Consider the following 26904-nt stretch of genomic DNA (forward strand, 5'->3'; position numbering starts at 1 on the left):
GTAATGAGTATCCGTACTCATATACCAGTTGGTCCTACCGACAAAAGAAAGGGGAGAGAACGTGAACAACTTGCTACGTTTGATTGGAAGGCGTCTTGTGGCGCTGCCGATCATGGCATTGGGCGTCACCGTCCTGGTGTTCTTCCTTATGTCGTTCTCCAAGACCGACCCCGCCTACACGGCGTTGGGTGACGGTGCCTCGCCCGAGGCGGTTGCCGAGTACCATGAGAAGTATGGTCTGGACGACCCCTGGCCCGTGCGCTACGTGCGCTATATGGGCGATTTGATCCATGGCGACATGGGCACCTATGGTGCTGCTCGCAACTCCGTTGCCAAGCGCATCTCCACGGCCCTGCCCGTCACGATGCAGCTGACCTTCATCGGCCTTGCCATCGGTGCGGTCGTTTCGTTTTTGCTCGGCGTCATCGCGGCACTGTATCGCGACAAATGGCCGGACCAAGTGATCCGCGTCTTTTCCATCGCCGGCCTGGCAACCCCGTCGTTCTGGCTTGCCGTTCTGTTGATCCTGCTGTTCTCTTCTTATCTCAAGGTCCTCCCGGCATCGGGTGCCCTGCCTCACTTCACCACGAATCCGGCTGGTTATCTGGGCCGCATGATTATGCCCGCCATCGCCTTGGCATTTCCGCTGACGGGCCAGATGACTCGTATCGTGCGCACCGCCATGGTCGAGGAACTCGACAAGGACTATGTCCGTATGGCTCGCGGTGCCGGCGTTCCCGAGAAGGTCGTCGTCGGCATCAACGTTCTTCGCAATGCGCTGATCACCCCGGTCACCACCCTCGGTCTTAAGATCGGTTATCTCATGGGCGGCGCCGTCGTCATCGAGGTTATCTTCAACCTCCCCGGCATGGGCACCGCGATTCTGCAGGGCGTTCAGGGCAACGAGGCGAACCTGGTTCAGGGCGTCGTTATCGTCGTTGCTCTTGCCTTCATCATCATCAACATCGTGGTTGACATGCTCTACCTGCTCATCAACCCGCGCATCAGGACGGTGTAGATTATGGTAAAGATTCGAGAGAAGCAAACCGAGCAGCTCGAGAAGGCTGCCTCCAAGGGGCTCAAGCTCGGTGGCTGGAAGAAGATGACGCTGTCTTCTAAGATTGCCGCCGTCGTGCTGGTGCTGGTCGCCCTGACTGCGATTCTGGCGCCCCTTCTTGCCCCCTATAGCCCGGTCGAGATCTTTACGGCTCGCCAGGCTCCCGGCAACGGATTTATCTTCGGTACCGACGATAAGGGTCGCGACATTCTGTCGCGTATGCTCTACGGTGGTCGTTACTCGCTGATTATCGGCTTTGGCGCCACTGCTATGGCTCTGGTCTGCGGCTCGGTCGTGGGCGCCCTTGCAGCGGTTTCGCGCAAGGCCGTCTCCGAGACGATCATGCGTATCTTGGACATCATCATGTCCATCCCGGGCATCGCCCTCGCGGCCGTCTTCGTCTCCATCCTGGGCAACTCCGTGCCGTCGATCATCTTCGCCATCGGCTTTATGTACACTCCGCAGATTGCCCGTATCGTGCGCGCCAACATCGTGTCCGAGTACGGCGAGGACTATGTCCGCGCGGTCATCGTTTCCGGCGCCAAGGCTCCGTGGATTTTGATCAAGCATGTTCTGCGTAACTGCATCGCCCCGATCATGGTCTTCACCGTTACCCTGGTCGCCGACGCCATCATCTTCGAGGCCTCGCTGACCTTCATCGGCGCTGGTATTCAGGAGCCCACCGCTACCTGGGGCAACATCCTCGCCGACGCCCGCGGCGGCGTGCTCGCCGGCCGTTGGTGGCAGGCGCTGTTCCCGGGCCTGGCCATCATGATCACCTGCCTGGCACTCAACATCCTCTCCGAGGGCATTACCGACGCCATGGCCGCTGCTCCCTCCGCCGCCCTGGATCCGACCGATTCCTCCAAGCGTCGCGAGGCCGACCTGCTGGTCTCTGACCCCGTTCGCGCCTACAAGGAGCAGGCCCAGTCCCTCTCCGCTCGCCTTGGCGCCCTGCGCGATGTCGAGCTCAAGCGTGACGATCGCCATGTGCCCGACGAGTCTGTCGAACCGATCCTTTCGGTCCGCGATTTCTGCATCCAGTTTGAGCATCACGGCGATATCAACGTCGTCGACCATGTCAACTTTGACGTCCGTCCTGGTCAGACCATGGGCCTGGTGGGCGAGTCCGGTTGCGGTAAGTCCATCACCACGCTGGCCATCATGGGCCTGACCGACGATGACGAGCACCTTTCCGGCGAGGTCCTCTGGGAGGGCCGCGACCTGCTCAAGATGAGCAAGAAGGAGTGGTTCGGCCTGCGCGGTACCGATATCGCTATGGTCTATCAGGACGCCCTGTCCTCGCTCAACCCCTCCATGCTCATCTCTGCCCAGATGAAGCAGCTCACCAAGCGCGGCGGCACCCGCAGCGCCGAGGAACTCCTGGAGCTCGTGGGCCTCGACCCCAAGCGTACGCTCGAGAGCTACCCGCATGAGCTTTCCGGTGGCCAGCGTCAGCGTGTCCTGATCGCTATGGCCCTTACCCGCGACCCCAAGCTGGTCATCTGCGACGAGCCCACGACCGCTCTGGACGTTACCGTCCAGAAGCAGGTCATCAAGCTGCTCAACGACCTTCAGGCCAAGCTCGGCTTTGCCATGATCTTCGTCTCGCATGACCTGGCGCTGGTCGCCGAGGTCGCCCATAACATCACGGTTATGTACGCCGGTCAGGTTATCGAGCAGGCGCCCACCAAGGAGCTGCTCACTAACCCGATCCACGAGTATACCCGCGGTCTTCTGGGCTCCGTTCTGTCCATCGAGAGCGGTTCGGGCCGTCTGCACCAGGTGCCCGGCGCCGTTCCGAGCCCGCGCGATTTCCCCAAGGGCGATCGCTTCGCGCCCCGCTCGAGCCATCCGCGCATTGGCCTGGACACCCGTCCGGTCTTCAAGCGCGTGCCCGGCACCGAGCACTTCTATTCCGAGCTCCCCGACGAGGTGCTCAAGGCAAATGGTTTGACCCCTCACGCGGAGGTGATGTAGATGAGCGAGACCGCAGTCAACGGCGTCGAGCCGATCATCTTCCTTGATGACGTCCACGTCACCTTTAGGACCCGTACCGGCTCGATTCTGCACCCCAACCTGGTTCACGCCGTCCAGGGTGTAACGATTAGGCTCATGCCCGGTCAGACGATCGGCATCGTCGGCGAGTCCGGTTGCGGTAAGTCCACCACCGCCAACGTCATGTGCGGCCTGCAGGCCCCCACGAGCGGCAAGGTCTACTTTAAGGGCAAGGACGTAACCAAGCGTACCGCCGAGGACCGTCGCCACATGGGTCGCGTCATCTCGGTCGTGTTCCAGAACCCGGCCACGGCGCTCAACCCCCGCATGGTCGTTCGCGAGCAGCTGCTCGATCCCATGCGCGTCCACAATCTGGGCACCGAGGCCGAACAGGAGAAGCGCGTCAAGGAACTCCTGGAGCTCACCGGTCTGCCCAGCTCCGCCGCCGAGGTTCTTCCCGGTCAGCTTTCGGGCGGCCAGCGCCAGCGCGTCGCAATTGCCCGTGCCCTGTCGCTGAACCCCGATGCCATCATCGCCGACGAGCCCACCTCGGCTCTGGACGTTTCGGTCCGCGCGCAGATTCTGAACCTGCTGACCGACCTTAAGAAGGAGCTCGGCCTGGCCATGGTGTTCATCAGCCATGACATCCAGACGGTCCGCTATATCTCTGACGACATCATCGTTATGAATGGCGGCAAGATCGTCGAGCAGGGCGAGGCCAAGCAGGTCTTCCAGCACCCCCAGGACCCCTACACCAAGATGCTGCTCGGCGCTGCGCCGTCGCTGCTGCATCCCAAGCTCGGCGAGTAGTCTCGCTTTCCCTCCCGTGCGCCCGGTTCCCTTGCCGGGCGCACCTCCGTTGCGATTTCGAAAGGTTGGGTTCACGAGCCATGCCAAGTGCTCAGGAGCTGCAACAGCAATTTGGTGAATATCGAGGCGCCATGCCCCGTCCATCAGATTTCGATCTCTTTTGGAAGGATCGCATGGCCGAGGCCGACGCCGTCGGGCTTGACTATGCGATCGAGACGGCATCGGTCACCGATGCCGTGACCTGCCAGCTTTTCGACCTCTGGTATACCGGCATGTGTGGCGCTCGCCTGCATGCCAAGTACCTTAAACCCGTCTCGGACGAGCCCGTGCCATTGGTACTTCAGTTCCATGGGTATCCGGGTGCAAGCCGCAGCTGGTTTGAGCAGGCGTCGTTTGCGGGCATGGGCATGGCACTCATCGCCCTCGACTGCCCCGGCCAAGGAGGTCCCTCCGAGGACATTGGTGGATTTGAGGGCACAACGGTCGCGGGCCATATCGTCGCCGGTATCGACGGCGACCCGGCCAACCTCTACTATGTCCGCTTGCACCAAGATATTCGCATCCTGTGCCGCATCGTTCGCGAGCTCGAGGGCATCGATCTTGCCCGTGTGTTTGTGAACGGCGCGTCGCAGGGCGGCGGTTTGGGCATTGCGACCTGTGCACTTAACAGCGAGCTTATCAATCGCGCCGCCATCCTCTATCCCTTCCTGTCGGATTTCCGCCTGGTCTGGGATTTGGATGCCGACGACATTGCCTACGAGGGCCTGCGCTATTGGTCTCGCTGGTTTGACGAGGACTCGACTCGTATCGACGTAGCCTATGCCAAGCTGGCGTACTTCGATTCCAAGAACTTTGCCCCTATGGTCAAATGCCCCGTGCTGTTTGGCACCGGCACAGCCGATACCGTCTGTCCGCCAGCGACGCAGTTTGCGGTCTATAACAACCTGACCTGTGAAAAGCGTCATGAGTTCTTTGAAGGCTTTGGCCACGAGGAGATTCAGGATTTTGACGATCTGATCATTCCGTTTTTCTGCAAGGGAGGGGAGGCTTATGTCTAAGTGCGAGAGCAATGTCAATGAGCTGATTGTCTCCGACCTTGTGGGGATTCCCGGAACGGTCTCGTCAAGGCTCGCTGATTTCCGGGATTGGCGCGGTGATGCTTCTGCGGATGTTTCCGAATTAGAGATAGCCGCTTCGGACCTTGAGGTTTGCGGGCCGAGTATTACGGTGATCGATTTCGCCAATCCGTATGCCCGCTACTCCGAGGTTTCCTTTGAGCTTGGTGGCGATGTGGTCCACGCACGCTTGATTGAGCCTGCCGGTCGCGCCCGAGCATCCGAGCTTGTGCCGCTATGTCTGATGTTTCACGACATCGACCGACCCGTGCGGGGATGGCATCACATGACGAGGTTTGCGGCCATGGGATATGCCGTGCTTGCGCTGGACGATGAGGCGATTGGATCCAGCGAGCTGCAGCAGGGGATTGCCTCTCCTGCTTTTGTCAAGCGCGTCCGTTGGGGTTGCGCGATGGCGAAGGTGGCGCGCAATCTTGATGGCGTGGACCCCGACCGCATCTTTGCATGGGGCGAGGGCCTTGGCGGCGGAGTCGCGCTGGCGGTTTCTGCTCTGGACGAGCGGGGCCTCGCCTGCACGGCGGTTGCCAATCCGCTTCCTGGCGGCCTCGAGGCGCTGTCGTCTCGGGTGCGCGGATCGGTGCTCATGGGCACATCGCTTATGGATACCGTGAGCGATCCCAAGGATCAGTTTGCCGTATTCAACGGTCTTGAGTGTGACCGGAGGCATATCATCTATGCAAAATACGCTCACGAGCGCATCAATGCGTTCGAAAACAAAGTCGTCGACTTCTTTAACCAAACGTTCTACCCGTGTTCTTTGGCCTAGACGGCCTGGACACTGCCAACAAGAGTGGGCGGCATAGGGCTGCCCGCCAGACAGCTAAGGAGATTCTTGTGGCAACTCAGAAATTCACCGGCGTTATCCCTCCCGTCGTTGTTCCCGATACCGAAGACCACCAGCTCGATGTTGCCTCCTTTGAGCGCAGCATCAACCGCATGATCGATGCCGGCGTCGATGGCTTGTTCTTCCTGGGCTCCTCGGGCGAGGTTGTCTTCTCCACCGACGAGCGTCGCCGTCAGATCATCGCCGAGGCCGTCCGTATCGTCGACCACCGCGTTCCCGTTCTGGTCGGCATCATCGACACCGAGACCGAGCGCATGATCGAGCACGGCAAGGTCGCTCAGGAGCTGGGCGCCGATGCGCTTGTCGCCACCTGCCCGTTCTATGCTCTGCAGGGCATGACCGAGGTCGAGGAGCACTTCCGCATCCTGCATGAGGAACTCGACCTGCCCATCTTCGCCTACGACATCCCCGTGTGCGTCCACACCAAGCTCCCCTGGAAGCTCCTTGCCAAGCTCGGCGCCGAGGGCGTTCTGGCCGGCGTCAAGGATTCCTCGGGTGATGACATCTCGTTCCGCTACCTCGTTCAGGAGAACGAGAAGAACGGACATCCGATGAGCATCCTCACCGGTCATGAGGTTGTTGTCGACGGCGCCTACCTCGGTGGCGCCGACGGTTCCGTCCCGGGTCTCGCCAACGTTGAGCCCGAGGGCTACGTGCGTCAGTGGAAGGCCGCCCAGGCTGGTGACTGGGCTACCGTCAAGGCCGAGCAGGATCGCCTCAATGAGATTTCGCACATCTGGGATGTCACCTCTGGCGTCCAGGGCTATGCCGGTGGCGTTGGCGCCTTCAAGACTGCTATGAACCTCATGGGCATCTTCGACAGCCCGACCATGCCGCGCCCGGTGAAGGCCATGACCGGCGAGAACGTCGAGGCGATTAAGAAGGTCCTTCAGGACAACGGTCTGCTGTAGTGCTTTCCCAGGCGCCCAACCTCGCGCCTCAACCGTGCGGCCATGACCCATTAGGTCAATGGCCACACGGTTTCTCGGCGATTTCGGGCACCTGGAAAACCTTTACCGCGCTGTGACGGCTAGCCTGACGGCGCATTTCCTGTAGTTGTTTTTTATCTCCTAAGGAGAGCGACATGGAGAACAAGTACGTCTGCTCTGTCGATATCGGCGGAACTAAGATCGCGACTGCCATCATGGAGTACCCGGCTGACGGCAGCGTGCCCCATCCCGTTTTTGAGGCCGAGGTTCCTACCGAGGCCCAGGAGGGCGGCGAGGCCGTATTCCAGCGTATCGAGGCGTCCATCAAGGCTGCTCTCGAGTCGAATCCCGATGTCGAGGTCCTTGGCGTCGGTATCGGTGCCGCCGGCGTCGTCGATCCCAAGACGGGCGCCATCGCGTATGCCAATGAGATCATGCCCGGCTGGTCCGGCGTTCAGTTGGGGCCGCGTCTGCGCGAGGACCTCGGTCTTCCCGTTGCCGTCGTAGGCGACGTGCAGGCTCATGCTCTGGGCGAGGCCCACTGGGGCGTCGGCAAGGGCAAGTTCTCCGTCTTGTGTCTTGGCATCGGCACGGGCATCGGCGGCGCATATGTCGAGAACGGCCGCGTGATGCAGGGCTTCCATGGTGCTGCCGGCCATATGGGCCACATCGAGTGCTCGGCTGCCGCCGGCATTCCCTGCGCCTGCGGGCGTTCCGGCCATCTGGAGTCGGTTGCTTCGGGCACTTCCATTGGTCGAATGTACGATGAGCGTTTTGGCCGCGTCGACCCCAGCCGTCCTTCGGTCGGTCGCGATGTGAACGACCTGTGTCGTGCTGGCGACGCAAAGGCGACCGAGGTCATCCATGACGCCGGCTTTGCGCTGGGCGCCAGCTTGGGCTCGCTTGCCAATATTCTGGATCCAGAGGTCATCGTGCTTTCGGGCGGCGTAATTCATCAGGGTCCCGATTGGCGTTCGCAGACGTGGAAGGACTCGGTGCACGAGGGCTATGCCAGCCAGGCGCTCGACCCGCTTCAGGACACGCCGATCCTCATCGGTTCTCTGGAGGGCGACGCGCCGCTTATCGGTGCCGCCGAACACCTTCTTGCGTCGTTGAAGTAAACATAACTACCAAGTGCGCCTTCTGAGGTGCCGCAGATTGACGTGAAAGAGGAGCGAAGCGTACTTCGGTACGCGAGCGACGGTTTGAACGTCAAGGTGCGGTGTCTCAGAAGGCTGTTTTGAGAAAGGTTGAGTCGCACATGACCGTTGATCCTTTGATTCAATCCCTGAAGGGAAAGCTCGTCGTGAGCGTTCAGGCGTATATGGGCGAGCCGCTTCGTACGCCCGAGACCATGGCTCAAATGTCTCGCGCTTGCGAACTCGGCGGCGCCGCCGCCATTCGCTGCCAGGGCCTTGCCGACATTGCCGCCATTAAGGGTCGCTGTGAGGTTCCTGTTATTGGCCTATGGAAGGATGGACACGAGGGCGTTTACATCACGCCGACGCTGCGTCACGCCCGCGCCTGCGTTGCTGCTGGTGCCGATATCGTGGCGATCGATGCCACCGATCGTCCGCGCCCCGATGGCAAGACGGTCGAGGATACCTTCCGTCCGCTGCACGAGGAGGGTGTGCTCCTGATGGCGGATTGTGCCACCATCGAGGACATTCGCCGTGCGGTTGATATGGGCTTCGACCTGGTATCTACCACGCTCTCTCACGGTGTCGCCGCCATCGACTGCACCATGGCCGATGGCCCCGACCTGCCGCTCCTGCGTCAGGCGACCGAGGAATTCCCCGGCCTTCCCATCATTTGCGAGGGTCGCGTGCATACGCCCGAGGAGGCTCGCGCCGCGATCGATGCTGGCGCCTGGGCCGTTGTCGTCGGCACCGCCATCACGCACCCCACGAGTATTACAAGTTGGTTCAAGGCTGCGCTTGAGGCGTAAGACAGGCCTCGTATCCGCTCGGGGCGGTATACTCAATAAAGGCAATTGACCGCGCGGGATCCGGGTTGCTGGGTCCCGTGCTTGTTTTCGGGAGGCAGCACATGCAAAAGGGAGATGCCATGGATGCGGCGGAGCGCTCGGAGCGCATCCCCGATATCGTCATCATCACCGGAATGTCCGGATCGGGCCGCACGCAGGCCATGCACGTGTTCGAGGACATGGGCTATTTTTGCATCGATAACCTGCCTCCGCGTCTGATCGCCCAGCTTGCCGAGCTCGTCGGCATTAATACGGGCGTGGGCAGGCATCTCGCCGTCACCTGCGATTTGCGTAGCCAGGGCTTGTTCGATGAGCTGCTCGATGCGGTCGCCGCGCTCGAAGAGCGCGAGATGAGCTGCGACATCGTGTTCCTGGAGGCTTCTGACGAGGTACTGATTCGTCGCTACAGCGAAAATCGCCGCCGTCATCCCATTGCCAAGCCGGGGGAGACTACGGCCGATGCGATTCAGCGCGAGCGCCTGCAGCTGCAGGGTGTGCGCGATCGAGCCGATATGATTATCGACACGAGCCGCCTACGCACCTCTGCGCTGCGCAACAAATTGCGCATGGCGTTCTCCGAGTTGTCCGACCAGCAGCTCATGGACGTTCACGTGTTCTCGTTTGGCTTTAAGCACGGTATGCCCGTCGAGGCGGACATTATGATCGACGTTCGCTTCCTGCCCAATCCGTTCTACGATCCCGAGATGCGCACCATGACCGGTCTCGATAAAAAGGTCTCCGACTTTGTTCTGGACCATCCCAAGACCCAGGAGTTCTGGAAGGCCTGGACGCAGCTGCTCGATACGGTGATGCCGGGCTATATCGCGGAGGGTAAGCCGCAGCTTTCTATCGCCATCGGCTGCACGGGCGGACAGCACCGTAGCGTCGCCATCGCCGAGGCCACGGCCCGTTACCTGGAAGGCGCCCAGTATCACGTGAGCATCTCCCACCGCGACCTGTCGCGCGCCAACACGAAGGCATAGGCCTGCATGTCGTTTACCGCCGAGGTGCGTGACGAGCTTGCGCGCTGCGAACCCGAATGTGAATACTGCGATTTGTCGACGCTTGCCGCCCTGACGCGTGTGAGCGGTACGCTTTCGTTGGCCGGCTCCGGGCGGTATCGTTTGACGGTCGCGACCGAGACGGGAGCCGTCGCGCGCACGATGATCACGCTGACGCATCGCATTCTTAAGCTCAAAACGGAATTCACCGTTCGTAAATCGGTCTTGCATAAGGTCCGTAACTATCTCATTACCCTGCCCGATCAACCCGACCTGGACAAGGCTCTGGTGCTGCTGGGCATTCTAGACCGCAGGGGAGGGCTCGTCGCTGGTGTTCCCCGACACATCGTTGCCCGTCCCTGCTGCAGGCTTGCCTACATCCGCGGCGCGCTCATCGCGGGCGGCTTCGTGGCCGATCCACGCGGCGATTTTCATTTGGAGATCGCGGTGCAGGGCGAGCAATATGCTAAGGGGCTTTGCGACCTGTTGGGGCAGATTGGGGTCCATGCTCGTGTTAATGCACGGCGGGGGTCATATGCCGTGTACATTAAGAGCGCCGAGGAAATCGAGCATCTATTAAAGCTGATTGGTGCCAAGCGCAGCGTTGCCGAGATTGAGGAGGCGCGCGCGGTCAAGTTGGTTAAGAACGATGTGAACCGTCGCGTGAACGCCGAGCTCGCCAACCAGACCAGAAGCGCCGGTGCTGCCCAACATCAGCTTGCGCTTATCGATGAGCTCGAGCAGCGCGGCCTTCGCGATGCGCTTCCGGATGCCTTGGCGGTCTTTTGCGACCTGCGCGAGCGCTATCCCGATCTGTCGCTGCGTGATTTAGGTGAGATGGCTGACCCTCCCTTGTCGAAGTCGGCCCTCTACCATCGAGTTTTGAGGCTTGAAAAGCTCATTGAAGCAAACCGGTAGTTTAAAGTATCGACTTATATACGGATTTAGCTGCTATTTTATTCTTTAAAACGTTTTAACGTAAATTTGATTTTCAATTTCGACTATTCTCGTGAAATTCAAGTCAAAAAAAAGGTATATTAGGCGAGTGGTTAGTTTGTGGGCCTCAACGGCGGGCGCTGTAGCTTGCGGGGGCCTTACGAAAGGAGACACAATGGCAGTAAAGGTTGCTATTAACGGCTTCGGTCGCATCGGTCGTCTGGCTTTCCGTCAGATGTTCGGTCATGAGGGCTCCGAGATCGTCGCTATCAACGACCTCACCTCTCCCGATATGCTCGCTTACCTGCTGAAGTACGACTCCACGCAGGGCAACTACGCTCGCGATCACGAGGTCGTTGCTGGCGAGGATTCCATCACCGTTGACGGCAAGGAGATCAAGATCTACAAGGAGGCCGACGCCAACAACCTGCCTTGGGGCGACCTCGACGTCGACGTCGTTCTCGAGTGCACCGGCTTCTACACCAGCAAGGCTAAGGCTCAGGCCCACATCAACGCTGGCGCCAAGAAGGTCGTCATCTCCGCTCCGGCCGGCAGCGATCTGCCCACCATCGTGTACAACGTCAACCACGAGACGCTGACCGCTGAGGACAACATCATCTCTGCTGCTTCCTGCACCACCAACTGCCTCGCCCCGATGGCCAAGGGTCTGAACGACTTCGCTCCCATCGTGTCCGGCATCATGACCACCATTCACGCCTGGACTGGCGACCAGATGCCGCTCGACGGCCCGCAGCGCAAGGGCAACAAGCGTCGTAGCCGCGCCTGCGCCGTCAACATCGTCCCCAACACCACCGGTGCTGCCAAGGCTATCGGCCTGGTTCTCCCCGAGCTCAACGGTAAGCTCATCGGTGCCGCCCAGCGCGTCCCGACGCCGACCGGCTCCATCACCAACCTCTACGCTGTCGTTGACAAGAAGGTCACCGTCGACGAGGTCAACGCCGCTATGAAGGCCTACGCTGCCACCATCTCCGAGACCTTCGGTTACAACGAGGACGACATCGTCTCCACCGACATCATCGGCGAGACCCACGGCTCCATCTTCGACGCCACTCAGACCATGTGCTCTGATCTCGGCAACGGCCAGACCCTCGTTCAGGTCACCTCTTGGTACGACAACGAGAACTCTTACACCTCTCAGATGGTCCGCACCATCAAGTACTTCGAGAAGTTCGTTGCTTAATTTAGCTTTTAGCGAATAGCTCGTTGAGCGTCTAAAGAAGGGCGCGGCCTTATAGGGCTTACACCCTAGGGTCGCGCCCTTTTTATAGGAAATCGTCTGCCGTAATGGGAGGCAGACACGTACGAAAGGTAGAAGCAAACATGGCCTTTACCAAGAAGACCGTCCGCGACATCGATGTCGACGGCAAGCGCGTTCTCGTCCGCGTTGACTTCAACGTGCCTATCAAGGATGGCGTCGTTGGCGACACCACCCGCATCAAGGCTGCCCTGCCCACCATCAACTACCTCGTTGAGCACAACGCTCGCGTCATTCTCATGAGCCACCTCGGCCGTCCCGAGGGCACCGGCTTCCAGCCTGAGCTCTCCCTTGAGCCTGTCGCCAAGAAGCTCGCTGAGCTCTCTGGTCTCGATGTTGCCTTTGTCGCCGACACCTACGGCGAGAAGGCTGCTGAGGCTGTCGCCGCCGTCGAGCCGGGCAAGGTCCTCGTTCTCGAGAACGTCCGTTTCGACAAGCGTGAGAAGAAGAACGATCCCGAGATCGCCAAGAAGCTCGCTTCCTATGGTGACGTCTTCGTTCTCGATGCCTTCGGCACCGCTCACCGCGCCCAGGGTTCCGTCGTGGGCCCCGCCGCTTACCTGCCTGCCGTCGCCGGCTTCCTGCTCGAGAAGGAGGTCGACACGCTGACCGGCATCTTCGCCGAGCCCGAGCGCCCCTTCGTCGCTATCGTCGGCGGTTCCAAGGTTTCCTCCAAGATCGGCGTTCTCGATCACCTCATCGACTCCGCTGACACCCTGATCATCGGTGGCGGCATGGCCTACACCTTCTTCCTGGCTCAGGGCCTGACCGTCGGTCAGTCCCTCAAGGAAGAGGACTGGGTCGAGCGCGCCGGCGAGATGCTCAAGAAGGCCGAGGAGAAGGGCGTCAAGATCCTGCTCCCCATCGACAACCGCGTTGCCGATCACTTTGGCGAGGACGCTGTCCCCGAGGTTGTCGCTTCCGACGCTATCCCCGACGATCGTGAGGGCATGGACATCGGCCCCAAGACCGAGGAGCTCTACGCCGAGGCCGTCAAGGGCGCCAAGACCGTGTTCTGGAACGGCCCCATGGGCGTCTTCGAGTTCGACAACTTCGCTCACGGCACCCAGGCTATCGCCGAGGCCGTCGCCGAGGCCGACTGCACCTCGATCATCGGCGGTGGTGACTCTGTCGCGGCTGTCAACAAGTTCAACCTGGCCGACAAGATGAGCTGGATCTCCACCGGTGGTGGCGCTTCCATGGAGCTCGTCGAGGGTAAGGCCCTGCCCGGAGTGGAGGCGCTTCTCGATGCCTAATCGCACCCTTCTTATCGCTGGTAACTGGAAGATGAACAACGACGTCGCCGAGGCCGCCAAGCTCGCCGACGAGCTGGCTCAGGCTCTGCCCGAGGTTCCGGCTGGCGTCGAGGTGCTCGTCTGCCCTCCGACCATTGACATCACCACGGTTCATGACCGCATTCAGGCTGCCCCCATCGCCCTCGGTGCACAGAACGTGTACTGGGAGGCCAAGGGTGCCTTCACCGGTGAGTCCTCTTGCGACATGCTCAAGTCCGCTGGCTGCACCTACTGCATCATCGGTCACTCCGAGCGTCGCGACTACTTCCACGAGACCGACGAGGACCAGAACAAGAAGGCCAAGGCCCTCGTTGCCGCCGGTCTTGTTCCCGTCTTCTGCTGCGGCGAGTCCCTCGAGGTCCGCGAGGCTGGCACCTATGTCGAGCACGTCGTGAACCAGGTCAAAGCTGGCCTTGCTGGTCTTGAGATCACCTGCCCCAAGCAGGTCGTCGTCGCCTACGAGCCCATCTGGGCCATCGGCACCGGCAAGACCGCTACCGCCGAGGACGCTCAGGAGGTCTGCGGCGCTATCCGTGAGACCCTCAAGGAGATGTTTGGCGAGGAGCTCGCCGACGGTATCCGCGTCCTGTACGGTGGTTCCGCTAAGCCCGGCAACATTGCCGAGCTCGTCGCCAAGCCCGACGTTGACGGCGCCCTCGTGGGCGGCGCTTCGCTCAAGGCTGCCGACTTCGCCTCTATGGTCGTCAAGGCAGGCGAGTAGGACATATGGCACAGCGTCATCTTCCTGCACTCCTGATCATCATGGATGGCTGCGGCCTTGCTCCGGCTGATGGCGAGAACGCCGTCGCCGCTGCCAAGACGCCCTTCCTTGATAGCCTGTACGAGAAGTATCCTCACACCACGCTCGGTGCTTCGGGCGAGGACGTGGGCCTTCCCGACGGCCAGATGGGCAACTCCGAGGTGGGTCACCTCAACATCGGTGCCGGCCGCATCGTGTTCCAGGAGCTTTCGCGCATCAACAACGCCATCAAGGACGGCTCCATCGCCAAGAACGAGGTCTTCGTCAAGGCTATGGACGACGTCAAGGCTGACGGCAAGACTCTCCACCTTATGGGCCTTATGAGCCCTGGCGGTGTTCATTCTCACATGAACCACGTCGAGGCTCTGGTCAAGATGGCTGCCCAGCATGGCGTCAAGACCGTTCGCGTCCACGCCTTCATGGATGGCCGCGACGTCGACCCGCAGTCCGGTGCCGGCTACATGAGCGAGTTCTGCGCTTTTCTGGCTAAGATCTCCGAGGAGACCGGTTGCGACGCTCGCGTTGCCACCGTTTCGGGCCGCTATTGGGCCATGGACCGCGACAACCGCTGGGAGCGCATCCAGCGTGCCTACGACGTCATGGTCAACGCGTCCGATGCCGATACCGACCCCGTTGCCGGTATCAAGGCCTACTACGAGAAGGATCCGCGCGGCGACGAGTTCGTCGAGCCCTTTGCTGCCCACAACGAGGGCATTCACGAGGGCGACGCGGCCATCTTCTTCAACTTCCGTCCCGACCGCGCTCGTCAGATGACTCGCGTGTTCACGGACAAGGAGTTCGACGGCTTTGAGCGCGAGCAGATTAAGCTTTCGCACTTTGTGACGATGACCGAGTACGATCCGACGTTTGACGTCGAGGTCGCCTTCCCCAAGACGTTCCCCGAGAACGTTCTGGCCGACGTTATCGCCGCCAATGGCCTGAAGCAGCTGCACACCGCCGAGACCGAGAAGTACGCCCATGTGACGTTCTTCCTCAACGGCGGCATCGAGGAGCCCAAGGAGGGCGAGGAGCGCGTGCTCGTCGCTTCCCCCAAGGTTGCTACCTACGATCTGCAGCCCGAGATGAGCGCTCCCGAGGTTACCGAGAAGCTCGTCGCCGCTATTAACGAGGATCGCGCTGATTTCTACATCGTGAACTTCGCGAACTGCGACATGGTTGGCCACACCGGTGTCTTCGACGCCGCCGTTAAGGCCGTCGAGGCTGTTGACGATGCTCTGTCCAAGGTTGTCCCGGCGATTCTCGCCAAGGGCGGCTTTGCGCTGATTACCGCCGACCATGGCAACGCCGATCACATGTTTGACGTTGCTTCCGACGGTTCCAAGCATCCGTTTACGGCTCACACCACCAACCGCGTGCCGTTCATCATCGTTGATGATAAGGCCAAGCTCACCGGTATCGAGGACGGCCGTCTTTCCGATATCGCTCCGACCATGCTCACCATGGCTGGTATTGAGCCTTCCGCCGAGATGACGGGTCGCGTGCTCGCCACCGAGGCCTAATAGAAAACAAATACCGTTTTCTAGTAAGGGGGTTGTCCACAACCGGACGACCCCCTTTTTGGTATTTCTGCCATTTCTACCCCGTCCCTAAATGGCAGGTGGGGGAGTGTTGAAGGTTGTGGTACAGTACTGGAGTTTGAATTGTTCTATTAAGGAGCTTATCTATGGGTCCGTTCCAGATTCTTCTGTTTGTCGTTTGGGCTGTTTCTGCCGTGGCGCTGACGATTCTCGTTCTGATGCATTCCGGTAAGGGCACCGGCGTTTCGGATATGATCGCTAGCTCGCTGTATAACTCCAGCTCTGCCACGGGCGTCATGGAGCAGAACCTCGATCGCCTGACGGTAATTATGGCCGTCGTTTTTGCTGTGTGTGTCGTTCTGTGCATGTTCTTCTTCCCGCAGGGCATCGTCGGCTACTAAGCATCGGCGTATATACGTTTGTAAAGGGTCCCGCATGTGCGGGGCCCTTTTTGTTTACAGACTTGTAATAGAGTCAAAATATCCCCACATACTTCGCCTAACTAAAGAAATTCTCGACCGTTAACCGGAATTAGCGCCATATTGTGCATAAAATGCGCTACTGTATTGCGAAACGTTGGTCCGCACTGCATAACCAGCCATAACGGCGGACCGCGTTTGAATGGTTCGATCGGGCTGTCTTGACGTTGCCCGGCCGAATTCACTTTGTCCTATCTCATAAGGAGGATGGCATGGCTGATTCTATGTTCCACCAGCCCGTTATGGGTCGTCGCGCCTTTGTTGGCGGCACCCTCGCTGCGAGCTCCATGGCTTTTCTTGCCGCATGCGGCAAGAAGGGCGGCGACGCTTCCGGTTCTGAGTCCGGTTCGACGCTGAACTTCTACATCAACAACCCGGTCTGCATCGACCCCTACAACGTCCAGGAGGATCAGGGCACTCAGGTCGAGTACCAGCTCTTCGACGCTCTGACGGAGTACGATAACGAGAAGGGCGAGATCGTTCCGCTGGCTTGCGAGTCCTTTGAGGCTAACGACGACGCCACCGAGTTCACCTTCAAGATCAAGAAGGCCAAGTTCCACAACGGTGACGACGTTACCTCCAAGTCCTTCAAGCTCGGCTGGGAGCGCCTGGTCAACACTAAGTCGGCCATCGCTACCGAGTATGGTCCTTCCGAGGTCTCCTACCACCTTTCCATGGTCGAGGGCTATGACGATCTGCTTGCCGGTAATGCTACCGAGCTGTCCGGCGTTACCTGCCCGGATGACGAGACCCTCGTCGTCAAGCTGACTTCCGCCTACGCCGACTTCCCCTTCGTCGCCTCTCACCCGGCTCTGTCCCCGGTTCCCGAGTGCGCCGAGACCGATGTCAAGAGCTTCTATCTTGCCCCGGTCGGCAACGGCCCGTTCATGATGGACGGTAAGTGGGAGGATGGTCAGGAGATCAACCTCAAGAAGTTCGACGATTATTATGGCGACAAGGCCAAGATCGACGCCATCCACTTCCAGGTCATCAAGGACGTGGAGACCGCTTACAAGGAGTTCCAGGCCGGTAACCTTGATGTCTGCGACGTTCCCGTTGCTCAGATCGACGCCGCCAAGAAGGACCGCGGCGAGTCCAAGGATGGCTACACCATGAGTGATGGTGCGCGCATGCTGCTCGGTTCCGAGCCTTCCACGTACTATCTGACGTGCAACACCACGGCCGAGCCGTTCAACAACGCTGACCTGCGTAGGGGCATCTCCCTGGCTATCAACCGTGAGGCCATCTGCAAGACCATCTTCAAGGGCACCCGTACCCCCGCTGACGGCATCGTTCCTCCGGGAATCGCCGGCTACAAGGAGGGCGCATGGGAGTTCTGCGCCTACGACGTCGACAAGGCTAACGAGTACCTCGACAAGGTCGCTCCCGCTGGCGCTAACGGCGATCGTGGCATCAATGTGACCCTGTCCTACAACCAGGACGGCGGCCACAAGGAGATCATGGAGTCCATCATCGGCGACCTCGCCAAGGTGGGCGTCACCGCCGTCTCCGATACCCCTGAGTGGTCTGCCCTGCTCGAGCAGTATCAGAACTTCAACTATCAGTTCGGCCGTCTGGGCTGGATCGCCGATTACCCGATCATGGACAACTTCCTGTATCCGCTGTTCCACTCCGACTCCCTGGGTGGCGACAACCGCTCCGGTTACAGCAACCCCGACTTTGACGCCAAGGTTGACGAGGCCCGTGCCACGGTTGACGACGACGAGCGTATCGCCAAGATGCAGGAGGCCGACGCCATGGTCGCCGCCGACTGCCCGGTCATCCCGGTGATGTTCTACACGCACACCATCGCTGGCTCCGACCGCGTCAAGTACCTCTACGTTGATCCGCAGAAGCACGCCGATCTGGGTACCGCTGAGCTCGCCTAAGAGTTTTGCAGCTTCCGTGAGGGTCAAGTATTTACGTAGACCTCATGGGAAACATACAGTTCCCCCTAACCTGGGGTAAACTGGCTGATGGTAATTTTGGGATGCCGGTCTGGCGATCGGCATCCCATTTAGGTTAATCCCTAGATAGGGGAGTGGTATGGGTAAGTACATCGTTAAACGTGTGCTTCAGTTCATCCCGGTGTTTTTGGGCGTCACGCTGATTCTGTTCGCCCTCCAGAATATCGTGCCGGGAGATCCGATCAAGTTGATCGGTGGAGACAAGGCTCTGTCCCCCGAGGTAGAGCTTCAGCTTCGCGTACGCTATCACCTGGTCCAGACGGACGAGGACGGTAACGCGATCCTTGACGAGAACGGCGATCCCGTTCAGACGTCGCTTGTAGACCGTTATCTGTATTACATGAACGGTCTGCTTCATGGCGATCTGGGTAATTCGTACCAGCGCAAGCTGCCGGTTACGGAAATCTTTGCCCAGAAGTATCCGTATACGGTCAAACTCGCCGCGTGCGCCATCGTGCTCGAGGCGATCATGGGTATCGGTGCGGGTATCATTTCGGCGGTAAAGCGTTATTCCTTCTGGGATATTTTGGTAACGCTCACCACGTCGATCCTCGTTGCCGTTCCCGCCTTCTGGCTCGGCATGCTGCTGCAGCTGTTCTTCGGCGTCATCCTTAAGGATCTCACCGGCGGCGCATTCTCCATGCCGATTTCGGGTGCCGGCGGTTCCAGCTCTCAGTATCAGGATTGGATGCACTATGTGCTTCCGACCATTACGCTGGCTTCGGTTTCGACCGCTTATGCTGCCCGCATTATGCGTTCACAGCTGCTTGACGTCATGAACCAAGATTACATCCGTACGGCAAAGGCCAAGGGTCTCTCCAATCGCGCGATCATCATCAAGCATGCGCTTAAGAATGCACTCATCCCCGTCGTTACCTATATTGGTGTCGACTTTGGCGGCATGCTTTCGGGTGCCATCCTGACCGAAACGGTCTTTAACTGGCCCGGTATCGGCTATGAGGTCTATCGCGCCATTAGCATGCGTGACTGGCCCATCGTTATGGGCGGCGTTACGCTCATCGTCGTCGTCGTCATGGTGATCAACCTGCTCGTCGACATTAGCTATGCATTCCTCGACCCGCGCATCCGCCTTGGCGGTCCGTCGGATAAGGCCTAAGGGAGGTACGTCTCATGCAGGAAACTGATTCTCAGTCTCAGGAGCAGGCTACCGCCACCAAGGCCGCATCTGCTCCCGCCAAGTCCCGCACGCTGTGGGGCGACGCTTTTAAGCGTCTTCGCAAGAACAAGCTCGCCGTTATCGGTGTCTGCTGGATCATCGTCGTCGTTTTGGTTGCCCTGACCGCAGATCTGTGGGCTAAGCCCTGGCTCGGTTCGCCGACGGCTTCCGACTCGACCACCATGGCCGAGACGTCGCTGCTGGCTCCGTGTGCCGAGCACCCGTTTGGCACCGACGCCCTTGGCCGCGACATTCTCGTTCGTGTTATCTACGGTGCACGTGTTTCGCTTTCCGTCGGTATTATGGCCACCGCCATCTCCACGGTGATCGGTCTGGTCATGGGCGCCCTTGCCGGTTTCTATGGCGGCATCTGGGATACGATTATCATGCGCTGCGCGGACATCTTCCTGGCGTTCCCGTACGTGCTGTTCGTCGTCGCCATGATCGCCGTTATCGGCCGTGGCCTTCAGAACGTCTTTATCGCCATCGGTATTCTCGGCTGGCCTTCGATTGCGCGCGTCTTTAGATCCGCGATCCTCACGGTCAAAGAGAACGACTATGTTGACGCCGCCCGCGCCATGGGTGCATCCGATGCCCGTATCGTTATGCGCCATATCTTCCCGAACTCCGTTGCTTCCATCGTGGTCTACGCGACCATGAACATCGGCGGCGCTATTCTGACCGAGTCCGCTCTGTCCTTCCTCGGCATGGGCGTTATTCCGCCTACGCCTTCGTGGGGCTCCATGATTCAGGACGGTCAGCAGTATCTTCTGACTGCTCCCTGGATGATGATCATGCCCGGTCTGGCAATTCTCTCGACGGTGCTCGCCTTCACCCTGCTGGGTGACGGTTTGCGCGACGCCCTCGACGTCAAGATGAAGGACGCATAAGGATGAAGAAGAACAAGAACTATGTGGACCTGAAGGACCAGCCGGTTCCCGAGGGCCAGCATCTGCTCGAGGTCGATGACCTTAAGATGTATTTCCACACCGAAGATGGCGTTGTTCGCGCTGTCGACGGTGTCTCCTACACGCTCGATCGCGGCGAGACCCTCGGTGTCGTCGGTGAGTCCGGCTCCGGTAAGTCTGTGACCGCCATGACCATCATGGGTCTTATCTCGATGCCTCCGGGAAAGATTGAGGGCGGCGACGTTCGCTATCGCGGCCGTTCTATCCTCGAGATGACCGAGGAAGAGATGCAGCACATTCGCGGTAACGACATCGCGATGATCTTCCAGGATCCTATGACCTCCTTGAACCCGGTCTATAAGATCGGCAAGCAGGTGGGCGAGGGCCTTCGTCTGCACCGCGGCTACTCCAAGCAGGAGGCGCTCAAGCGCGCTACCGAGCTTTTGGACCTCGTGGGTATCCCCGAGCCCGAGAAGCGCGTCAATGAGTATCCGCACCAGTTCTCCGGCGGTATGCGTCAGCGTGTCATGATCGCTATGGCTCTTGCCTGCGATCCCGATATCCTGATTGCCGACGAGCCCACGACGGCTCTGGATGTTACCATTCAGGCTCAGATTATCGAGCTCATGCAGGAGATGCAGGAGAAGAACGGCAACGCCATTATTATGATTACCCATGACCTGGGCGTCGTCGCCGATATGGCCGATAAGATTATGGTTATGTACGCCGGCCGTCCCGTCGAGTTCGGTACTGCTGAGGAAATCTTCTACGAGAGCCGCCATCCCTACACCTGGGGTCTTATTCGCTCCATCCCGGAGCAGGCCATCGATGAGAAGAAGCCGCTGACGCCGATTCACGGCAACCCGCCTTCGCTCATGAACCTGCCCGAGGGCTGCGTCTTCTCTCCTCGCTGCCCCTATGCGACCGACAAGTGCCGCAAGCAGCGCCCCGAGCGCGTTGTCACCGAGTCCGGCCACTATTCTGCGTGCCATTATTCCGGTGACCCCGAGTTCCTCAAGAACGCCCCTGAGACGTCCCGCACGCGCAAGGATTCCAAGAAGGGAGGCGAGGCGTAAATGGCAGACAATAACGAGCGCACTCCGCTGCTGAAGGTCGAGCATCTTTCTAAGGAGTTCCCCGCAGAGTCCGGCATGTTCGCCAAGCGTTTTTCCAAGCGCGTCGTCTCTGCTGTGAATGACATTTCGTTCGAGATTTATCCGGGCGAGACCTTTGGCCTGGTCGGCGAGTCTGGTTGCGGTAAGTCCACCACGGGCCGCACCATCATGCGCCTGACCAAGCCGACGGCAGGTAAGGTGTTCTTCCAGGGCAAAGACGTTGCCGAGATGAGCAAGCATGAGATCAAGGACATGCGTCGTGAGATGCAGTTCATCTTCCAGGACCCCTATGCTTCGCTCAATCCTCGTATGACCATCGGCGAGATCGTCTCCGAGCCCATGACTATTCATGGCGTGGGCACCAAGGAGGAGCGCATTGAGCGTGTCCGTGAGCTGCTGGACGTCGTCGGCCTCAACCCCGAGCACATCAACCGCTATCCGCACGAGTTCTCGGGCGGTCAGCGTCAGCGTGTCGGCATCGCCCGCGCGTTCGCTCTGAAGCCCAAGCTGATCATCTGCGACGAGCCCGTTTCCGCTCTGGATGTTTCCATTCAGGCCCAGGTTCTGAACCTGCTCAAGGAACTTCAGGACAAGTTCGGTACGGCGTATCTGTTTATCGCCCACGACCTGTCCGTCGTGCAGCACATCTCCGATCGCGTTGCCGTTATGTATCTGGGTAAGATGGTCGAGGTTTCGGACTGGAAGACACTCTATAGCGAGCCGCACCACCCGTACACGCAGTCACTGCTGTCTGCCGTGCCGGTGCCCGATCCGGATATTCAGAAGACCCGCAAGCGCATCATCCTCGCTGGCGATCCGCCGTCGCCGCTAGATCCGCCGACCGGCTGCCGTTTCCACACGCGCTGTCCGATCGCGCAGGGCATCTGCTCCGAGAAGCTTCCTGAGTTTAAGGAAGTTGCCCCGGGCCACTGCTGCGCGTGCCACTTCGCCGAGCCGTTCCCGATCAAGGAATCGCACATCGACCTGTAGTCGGTTGTTTTCGTCCGGGCCCGCTCTGGAGTTGCCTTTCAGAACGTCCTCGACCATGGAAACCCCCTTATCCTGCTCCTTCGGAGCTGCGGATAAGGGGGTTTCCTGGTCTGCGGAATGTTCTGAAAGGCAACTCCAGAGCGGGCCCTACGTTAACGCGGCAGAGAGGGAGTGCGATTCCTCGATCGCTCACTTAATCTAATAGGAAATTGAGCGAGGCCGGAGCTTTAGCTCCGGCCTCCCCATATAAGGGCTCGGCAAAGCCGAGCCACTAAATTTTGTATTAGCCCCAGAACATATTTGAGAACTGTGCCCGGAGTGCATACTCCTAGGGCCGGAATGAGGTTGCTTTCCAACGCATTCCGCAGGGGGCGGCATTATTTTGTAGCGCGAAGCGCGGATCAAAATAATGTCGCATGCCCGAGGACGCGTTGGAAAGCAACCTCATTCCGGCCCGAACAGGTCAGTCTACCTGCGCATTTACAAATTCGTAAACTTTTTTGAAAAAAGTGCTTGCACAGTTCTCGAATCATAGGTTATTATCTTCCTCGTTGAACGCGCGGGTCCAACAAAACGAACCGCGAATCAACAACATAGCATGTCGGAGTGGCGGAATTGGCAGACGCGCTAGCTTGAGGTGCTAGTGACCGCTTTTTGGTCATGCGGGTTCAAGTCCCGCCTCCGACACCATCGCATTTGAGAAGCCTCTTCGGAGGCTTTTTTGTTACCGATAGACGGTGAGGTCCACGATGGAAACGCTTGAACGCAACGAGTGGGCAGACGTTGCCCAACTAGTCGAGATCACGAGCGATGCTGTCATCATCTGCGAGCTCGACGGAACCATTCTGCATGTGAATAATCGCTTACTTGGTTTGATGTGCGAGGAACGCGCCGACGTCATCGGCGGAGATGTTAAAGACGTCCTGTACTCGTCCGCTTTTGAACGTGCGACGGAACATCGTCTGCCATTTGAAACTGATGGCTCCGAGAACGAACTGATGCTCAAGCTGAGTGACGGCTCTTTTATTCCCGTCTTGGTTCGTGCGGGCTCCGTAACGCCTCCACACATCTTTGGGCGCCGCGCACCACGTGTCCTGGTGGCGCTTCACAGTATCGAGGAACAGTATTCTCACGACCGGCAACTCAAGCGTGCGCTTTCGGAGCTTAGAGTGGCGAACAAGCGCCTCTCTGGCACGCTCTCGGTCATTATGAGTACCGTGGGCTCCGATGAGCTGCCCAGCCTACTTGATACCGTTTTGAACCAGCTTGTAGGAACGCTCGATGCTTCGGGTGCCGCTATCTATTTTTCTGAGAGCGGTGGTTTTAAACTTCGCGGTGTTTCCAAGGAGCTGTACGACAGCTACCTGCCTGAGTTTTTGCCGTATGGCGCTGGCATTCCGACGTATGTTCTTCGTGAGTCGCGTGCCTGTCGCTTGTCGATTCAACAGGACCTTGAGGGTGATAAGGTCGCCTCCGGTATGTTCATGGATCTGGACAATCGTTCTAAGCACCTGTTGCGCATGCAGGATATGCCTCCGTACCGCAGCGAGATCTGTCTTCCCGTTTTTTACGGTACGCAGATCCTTGGCGTGCTGGAAGTTGGTTGGAAACGCCCTCAGGCACCGCTCGCCTATGACGTTAATGTGCTCGAGGTCATTTGCGATTACCTGTCTATCCAGCTGGTCGGCATGGCATCGAGCCTTCGCTCCCGTCGCACGGCCGAGCTTGGCCGCTCGCTCAATGTCTTGCGTGACGAGTTGTTTACCTTTCTAGACGATTCCGCCGCGGCTACCCAGGCGGTATCGTCCGAGATCTGCAATATGCTCAACTGCCATTTTTGCCCTATTGAGTATGACGCCAGTCTGGATTCCTACGTCATAGATTTTGAAGGCGGCAGTCGCGTTGCTTTGCCGGACGATCCCGAGAAGCTTTTCTTTTCCACGACGGCGCCAGCGGCACGTCTGGGGGCTGGCCCTGATGGCTTTGAGGCATCTGTTTTGGGCGGCACGAGCGCCGAGGACCTTAAACACGTCCGTATAACTCGCGTTGACGAATCGATGCCTATGGGAGGCTGGCTTAGGGCGCATGGCCTGCCTTGCCAGGGTCTCTACGTCGACGCCGGCATCGAGGCGGGGCGCCCGCGCCCTGAGGGCGATGGCAAGCACAGTAACGACGCGATCGTTCCTGCTTCTGTTGCGAAGGGGCCGACGACGCGTGCGCTGCTGCTTCGTGATGGTAGCCAAGAGCCGATTGATGACCTTGAATATGACTACTTGGTGCACTTGGCTCATGACTTTGAACTGATCTATGAAGGCGAATCTCAAAAGCGTGAGGAGCGCCATATCGCTCAGACCCTCCAGATTGGCATGAGAAATTCACTGGGGGATGTTCCGGGAATCGCCGCCGATTCGGTGTACCTGTCGGCCACGAACTCGGCGTTGGTCGGCGGCGATTTCTATACGCTCATCCGTCTTCCCGACGATTGCGCCGTCATGATTCTGGGCGATGTGTCTGGCAAAGGCATTGAGGCTGCATCGATGTCCGCACTCGTCAAGACGGCCCTGACGGCATATGCCTGGGAGGGCGCTGGACCGGCCCGCATGGCACGCTCCCTTAATAGCATGCTTATGGGCTTTTCGAGGGTCGAGACGTTCGTGACGGCCTTTATCGCCAAGATTGACCTTAAAGCCGGACGCGCAACGTATTGTTCGGCGGGCCATCCTCCGACCATGGTCATCAGGCCAGAGTCGATGCCGCTGGGTGGCGGCGAGGCTCGTGGGGGAGAGGTCGAGCTGCTTGGATGCCAATCGGGGGTAATCGGTGCCTTTGAGAGCATGGTGTACGAGACAGGCGTGTTTACGTTCGCTCCTGGTGACATGCTATTTATGTACACCGACGGAACAATCGAAGCGCGTGACCGCTCGGGTGCTTTCTTTGGCGAGCAGCGCCTTCGCGACCTTCTGCTCTCTGTCTCGGGTGAGGGCGTGTCGGGCATTTGCGGCAAGGTCTTGGGCGAGCTCGACCGATTTACCGAATCGGCGCTGGACGATGACATTGCATTGGTGTCCCTTGAGTTTTTACGGGGTCGTTCATAGACGACGCTGGGCGGGCTGAATCCGTACGGTTGGGGAAACGAATGCATCGAGTGGGCTTTTTTGGGGAACCATGGTCGTATGAATGAGTGGAATGACATAGCGGTTTTGACGCCACCAGGCGATATCGACATCGCCACGGTGCCTGCGCTGCGTCGGCGGTTGGATGCTTTGATTGGCCGCGGCGTGCGTCGTGTCGTCATCAACTGTCAGGCTGTCAGCTTTATCGATTCGACGGGCTTGGCATTCCTGCTTACGCGCGCTCGTGAGCTCATGAGGCGAGAAGGCCTGCTTTCGCTCGTCAATGCATCAGGTGAAGTTGTTCGCTTTTTGGAGATTGCTCGTCTTGTCGATATTCTTCATGTCGCGGGGCCGGCACGGGAGTCTATTCCCGCCATTCCGGTGGGGGAGCTGCCTCGCTGGAGTAAGAGCGTCGAGGTCCGTCAGGGTATCGAGAATCTTCCATACTACCGACATCGCATCGCCGAACTCCTTGAATCGCTTCCGTTGCGCCGTGACGAGCGGTACGATGTCGCATTGGCGTCGGGGGAGGCGCTGGGTAATGCCTATGACCATGCGGGCGGTATCGGGTGCGTCCTGACGGTTCAGGCCTATGGCGATCGCGTTGTGGTTGAGGTGCTTGATCGAGGTGCCGGCTATTCTATCGATGAAACGAGCGAACCGGTCGCATCAGAGGAGCGCGGCCGTGGTATCAAGCTTATGCGTATGCTCGTCGATAACGTGGAGGTTGCTCGTCGTACGGACGGCGCCGGCACGCGCGTGCAGATGGTGAAGCTGTTTAGCGGAGCGCTGGAGTCGTGTGCCTAGCCAATCGCTTTAGCGCGTTTAGCTACTAAGAACATGCGGCAGACAAGTTTTTTGAAAAAAGTACTTGCGTCTTTTGGACAACTCGCGTAAATTAATAACCCGCAAGCGGACATGGCTCAGTTGGTAGAGCACAACCTTGCCAAGGTTGGGGTCGCGGGTTCGAGCCCCGTTGTCCGCTCCATTGCATTTCCGGACCGTTTAGGCGGTCCTTTTTCGGCGAAGTGGCCAAGTGGTAAGGCAGAGGCCTGCAAAGCCTTTACCCCCGGTTCGAATCCGGGCTTCGCCTCCAGGCAACATCCGGGCGCTCCGGCGCCCGTTTTGTTTTACATATGCGGACATGGCTCAGTTGGTAGAGCACAACCTTGCCAAGGTTGGGGTCGCGGGTTCGAGCCCCGTTGTCCGCTCCAAACGCAGCAGCCCGACTACTACGGTAGCCGGGCTTTTTCGTACCCATCGCTTGGGCTCGAACCCGAGAGGGAGCGAGCGTTAAGCAAACGCGGAGCGTTTGTAGCGAGCTGGCGAGGACGCCGGCAGGCGGCCGAAGCCGGTGCGGATCCGCGAAGCGAATACGCAGACGCCCCGTTGTCCGCTCCAACTATCTTACGCGGTTCTAACGAACCGCGTTTTTTGTTGACGCTGCGCGAGCCCCGGGCACCCCATCTTGCCCCTCAATCGTCGGTCGCGTACATAGAGTACGCTTCCCTCCTCTTTCGCGGCAACCTGGGGCACCCGGAGCCCGCTCGCTCATATGACCCAATCCACTGTCAAGGGCCACAATGGC

Annotated in this window: 22 protein-coding genes and 4 tRNA genes; all 26 read left to right on the forward strand. The window is 59.3% G+C overall.

The window, feature by feature from the left end:
* Nucleotides 1-61: 61 nt before the first annotated feature.
* The 26 genes from DXC99_RS09335 to DXC99_RS09460 all read left to right on the forward strand — a co-directional run bounded on the left by DXC99_RS09335 (nucleotide 62) and on the right by DXC99_RS09460 (nucleotide 26530).
* Nucleotides 62-1018 (forward strand): ABC transporter permease, encoded by a 957-nt coding sequence (locus DXC99_RS09335; protein WP_055251823.1) that lies wholly within the window; start codon nucleotides 62-64, stop codon nucleotides 1016-1018.
* A 3-nt stretch (nucleotides 1019-1021) separates the two neighbouring features.
* The gene (locus DXC99_RS09340) at nucleotides 1022-3037 is read left to right on the forward strand and encodes a dipeptide/oligopeptide/nickel ABC transporter permease/ATP-binding protein (protein WP_035138893.1); all 2016 of its coding nucleotides are present in this window, start codon (nucleotides 1022-1024) and stop codon (nucleotides 3035-3037) included.
* Nucleotides 3038-3865, forward strand: a complete 828-nt coding sequence (locus tag DXC99_RS09345) for an ABC transporter ATP-binding protein (protein WP_089573612.1) — start codon at nucleotides 3038-3040, stop codon at nucleotides 3863-3865.
* Between the two features lie 80 nt (nucleotides 3866-3945).
* Nucleotides 3946-4923, forward strand: a complete 978-nt coding sequence (locus DXC99_RS09350; protein ID WP_117584274.1) for an acetylxylan esterase — start codon at nucleotides 3946-3948, stop codon at nucleotides 4921-4923.
* Entirely contained in the window at nucleotides 4916-5767 is an 852-nt protein-coding gene (locus DXC99_RS09355) for an acetylxylan esterase (protein WP_117584275.1), read from the forward strand. The genes DXC99_RS09350 and DXC99_RS09355 overlap by 8 nt, the downstream gene beginning before the upstream one ends.
* Nucleotides 5768-5835: 68 nt before the next feature.
* Nucleotides 5836-6756 carry a dihydrodipicolinate synthase family protein gene (locus DXC99_RS09360; protein ID WP_035138887.1) on the forward strand — a complete coding sequence of 307 codons (921 nt, stop codon included), beginning with the start codon at nucleotides 5836-5838 and terminating at the stop codon, nucleotides 6754-6756.
* A 173-nt stretch (nucleotides 6757-6929) separates the two neighbouring features.
* Nucleotides 6930-7895 (forward strand): ROK family protein, encoded by a 966-nt coding sequence (locus tag DXC99_RS09365; RefSeq protein WP_117584276.1) that lies wholly within the window; start codon nucleotides 6930-6932, stop codon nucleotides 7893-7895.
* 140 nt (nucleotides 7896-8035) lie between these two features.
* Nucleotides 8036-8722, forward strand: coding sequence for an N-acetylmannosamine-6-phosphate 2-epimerase (locus DXC99_RS09370; RefSeq protein ID WP_022094877.1), 687 nt, complete (start codon nucleotides 8036-8038; stop codon nucleotides 8720-8722).
* A 101-nt stretch (nucleotides 8723-8823) separates the two neighbouring features.
* Nucleotides 8824-9744 (forward strand): RNase adapter RapZ, encoded by a 921-nt coding sequence (gene rapZ, locus DXC99_RS09375; RefSeq protein ID WP_022094878.1) that lies wholly within the window; start codon nucleotides 8824-8826, stop codon nucleotides 9742-9744.
* Between the two features lie 6 nt (nucleotides 9745-9750).
* Nucleotides 9751-10680, forward strand: coding sequence for a DNA-binding protein WhiA (whiA, locus tag DXC99_RS09380; protein ID WP_099431435.1), 930 nt, complete (start codon nucleotides 9751-9753; stop codon nucleotides 10678-10680).
* A gap of 193 nt (nucleotides 10681-10873) precedes the next feature.
* Complete coding sequence (gene gap, locus DXC99_RS09385; RefSeq protein WP_022094880.1) at nucleotides 10874-11899, forward strand: type I glyceraldehyde-3-phosphate dehydrogenase; 1026 nt, start codon at nucleotides 10874-10876, stop codon at nucleotides 11897-11899.
* A gap of 140 nt (nucleotides 11900-12039) precedes the next feature.
* Entirely contained in the window at nucleotides 12040-13230 is a 1191-nt protein-coding gene (gene pgk / locus DXC99_RS09390; protein WP_099431437.1) for a phosphoglycerate kinase, read from the forward strand.
* Entirely contained in the window at nucleotides 13223-13990 is a 768-nt protein-coding gene (gene tpiA, locus DXC99_RS09395; RefSeq protein WP_089572945.1) for a triose-phosphate isomerase, read from the forward strand. Before pgk ends, tpiA begins: the two co-directional genes overlap by 8 nt.
* 5 nt (nucleotides 13991-13995) lie before the next feature.
* Nucleotides 13996-15549 carry a 2,3-bisphosphoglycerate-independent phosphoglycerate mutase gene (gpmI, locus tag DXC99_RS09400; protein ID WP_117584277.1) on the forward strand — a complete coding sequence of 518 codons (1554 nt, stop codon included), beginning with the start codon at nucleotides 13996-13998 and terminating at the stop codon, nucleotides 15547-15549.
* Between the two features lie 164 nt (nucleotides 15550-15713).
* Nucleotides 15714-15968: a preprotein translocase subunit SecG gene (secG, locus tag DXC99_RS09405; RefSeq protein ID WP_006236144.1), complete on the forward strand. Its 255-nt coding sequence runs from the start codon at nucleotides 15714-15716 to the stop codon at nucleotides 15966-15968.
* A 290-nt stretch (nucleotides 15969-16258) separates the two neighbouring features.
* Entirely contained in the window at nucleotides 16259-17935 is a 1677-nt protein-coding gene (locus tag DXC99_RS09410; protein ID WP_117584278.1) for an ABC transporter substrate-binding protein, read from the forward strand.
* 157 nt (nucleotides 17936-18092) lie between these two features.
* Nucleotides 18093-19130: an ABC transporter permease gene (locus DXC99_RS09415; RefSeq protein WP_089572952.1), complete on the forward strand. Its 1038-nt coding sequence runs from the start codon at nucleotides 18093-18095 to the stop codon at nucleotides 19128-19130.
* A 14-nt stretch (nucleotides 19131-19144) separates the two neighbouring features.
* The gene (locus DXC99_RS09420; protein WP_117584279.1) at nucleotides 19145-20080 is read left to right on the forward strand and encodes an ABC transporter permease; all 936 of its coding nucleotides are present in this window, start codon (nucleotides 19145-19147) and stop codon (nucleotides 20078-20080) included.
* Between the two features lie 2 nt (nucleotides 20081-20082).
* Nucleotides 20083-21174 (forward strand): ABC transporter ATP-binding protein, encoded by a 1092-nt coding sequence (locus DXC99_RS09425; protein ID WP_117564867.1) that lies wholly within the window; start codon nucleotides 20083-20085, stop codon nucleotides 21172-21174.
* Nucleotides 21175-22203 carry an ABC transporter ATP-binding protein gene (locus DXC99_RS09430; protein ID WP_006236139.1) on the forward strand — a complete coding sequence of 343 codons (1029 nt, stop codon included), beginning with the start codon at nucleotides 21175-21177 and terminating at the stop codon, nucleotides 22201-22203. It abuts the gene before it with no gap.
* 600 nt (nucleotides 22204-22803) lie between these two features.
* Nucleotides 22804-22893 (forward strand) — tRNA-Leu (locus DXC99_RS09435).
* A gap of 59 nt (nucleotides 22894-22952) precedes the next feature.
* Entirely contained in the window at nucleotides 22953-25298 is a 2346-nt protein-coding gene (locus tag DXC99_RS09440) for a GAF domain-containing SpoIIE family protein phosphatase (RefSeq protein WP_117584283.1), read from the forward strand.
* 78 nt (nucleotides 25299-25376) lie between these two features.
* Complete coding sequence (locus DXC99_RS09445) at nucleotides 25377-26123, forward strand: anti-sigma factor antagonist (protein ID WP_055286928.1); 747 nt, start codon at nucleotides 25377-25379, stop codon at nucleotides 26121-26123.
* Between the two features lie 105 nt (nucleotides 26124-26228).
* A tRNA-Gly gene (locus DXC99_RS09450) sits at nucleotides 26229-26304 on the forward strand.
* A gap of 34 nt (nucleotides 26305-26338) precedes the next feature.
* Nucleotides 26339-26412: transfer RNA gene (locus tag DXC99_RS09455), tRNA-Cys, on the forward strand.
* Between the two features lie 42 nt (nucleotides 26413-26454).
* Nucleotides 26455-26530, forward strand: a tRNA-Gly gene (locus tag DXC99_RS09460).
* Nucleotides 26531-26904 lie beyond the last annotated feature (374 nt).

This window comes from Collinsella sp. TF10-11AT (assembly GCF_003437565.1).
GTDB lineage: Bacteria > Actinomycetota > Coriobacteriia > Coriobacteriales > Coriobacteriaceae > Collinsella.

What these genes read in the sequence shown, in the direction of transcription:
- DXC99_RS09340 (WP_035138893.1), top strand. Translation starts at nt 1,022, where the DNA reads ATGGTAAAGATTCGAGAGAAGCAAACCGAGCAGCTCGAGAAGGCTGCC.
- DXC99_RS09345 (WP_089573612.1), top strand. Translation starts at nt 3,038, where the DNA reads ATGAGCGAGACCGCAGTCAACGGCGTCGAGCCGATCATCTTCCTTGAT.
- DXC99_RS09350 (WP_117584274.1), top strand. Translation starts at nt 3,946, where the DNA reads ATGCCAAGTGCTCAGGAGCTGCAACAGCAATTTGGTGAATATCGAGGC.
- DXC99_RS09355 (WP_117584275.1), top strand. Translation starts at nt 4,916, where the DNA reads ATGTCTAAGTGCGAGAGCAATGTCAATGAGCTGATTGTCTCCGACCTT.
- DXC99_RS09365 (WP_117584276.1), top strand. Translation starts at nt 6,930, where the DNA reads ATGGAGAACAAGTACGTCTGCTCTGTCGATATCGGCGGAACTAAGATC.
- DXC99_RS09370 (WP_022094877.1), top strand. Translation starts at nt 8,036, where the DNA reads ATGACCGTTGATCCTTTGATTCAATCCCTGAAGGGAAAGCTCGTCGTG.
- rapZ (WP_022094878.1), top strand. Translation starts at nt 8,824, where the DNA reads ATGCAAAAGGGAGATGCCATGGATGCGGCGGAGCGCTCGGAGCGCATC.
- whiA (WP_099431435.1), top strand. Translation starts at nt 9,751, where the DNA reads ATGTCGTTTACCGCCGAGGTGCGTGACGAGCTTGCGCGCTGCGAACCC.
- gap (WP_022094880.1), top strand. Translation starts at nt 10,874, where the DNA reads ATGGCAGTAAAGGTTGCTATTAACGGCTTCGGTCGCATCGGTCGTCTG.
- pgk (WP_099431437.1), top strand. Translation starts at nt 12,040, where the DNA reads ATGGCCTTTACCAAGAAGACCGTCCGCGACATCGATGTCGACGGCAAG.
- tpiA (WP_089572945.1), top strand. Translation starts at nt 13,223, where the DNA reads ATGCCTAATCGCACCCTTCTTATCGCTGGTAACTGGAAGATGAACAAC.
- gpmI (WP_117584277.1), top strand. Translation starts at nt 13,996, where the DNA reads ATGGCACAGCGTCATCTTCCTGCACTCCTGATCATCATGGATGGCTGC.
- secG (WP_006236144.1), top strand. Translation starts at nt 15,714, where the DNA reads ATGGGTCCGTTCCAGATTCTTCTGTTTGTCGTTTGGGCTGTTTCTGCC.
- DXC99_RS09410 (WP_117584278.1), top strand. Translation starts at nt 16,259, where the DNA reads ATGGCTGATTCTATGTTCCACCAGCCCGTTATGGGTCGTCGCGCCTTT.
- DXC99_RS09415 (WP_089572952.1), top strand. Translation starts at nt 18,093, where the DNA reads ATGGGTAAGTACATCGTTAAACGTGTGCTTCAGTTCATCCCGGTGTTT.
- DXC99_RS09420 (WP_117584279.1), top strand. Translation starts at nt 19,145, where the DNA reads ATGCAGGAAACTGATTCTCAGTCTCAGGAGCAGGCTACCGCCACCAAG.
- DXC99_RS09425 (WP_117564867.1), top strand. Translation starts at nt 20,083, where the DNA reads ATGAAGAAGAACAAGAACTATGTGGACCTGAAGGACCAGCCGGTTCCC.
- DXC99_RS09430 (WP_006236139.1), top strand. Translation starts at nt 21,175, where the DNA reads ATGGCAGACAATAACGAGCGCACTCCGCTGCTGAAGGTCGAGCATCTT.
- DXC99_RS09440 (WP_117584283.1), top strand. Translation starts at nt 22,953, where the DNA reads ATGGAAACGCTTGAACGCAACGAGTGGGCAGACGTTGCCCAACTAGTC.
- DXC99_RS09445 (WP_055286928.1), top strand. Translation starts at nt 25,377, where the DNA reads ATGAATGAGTGGAATGACATAGCGGTTTTGACGCCACCAGGCGATATC.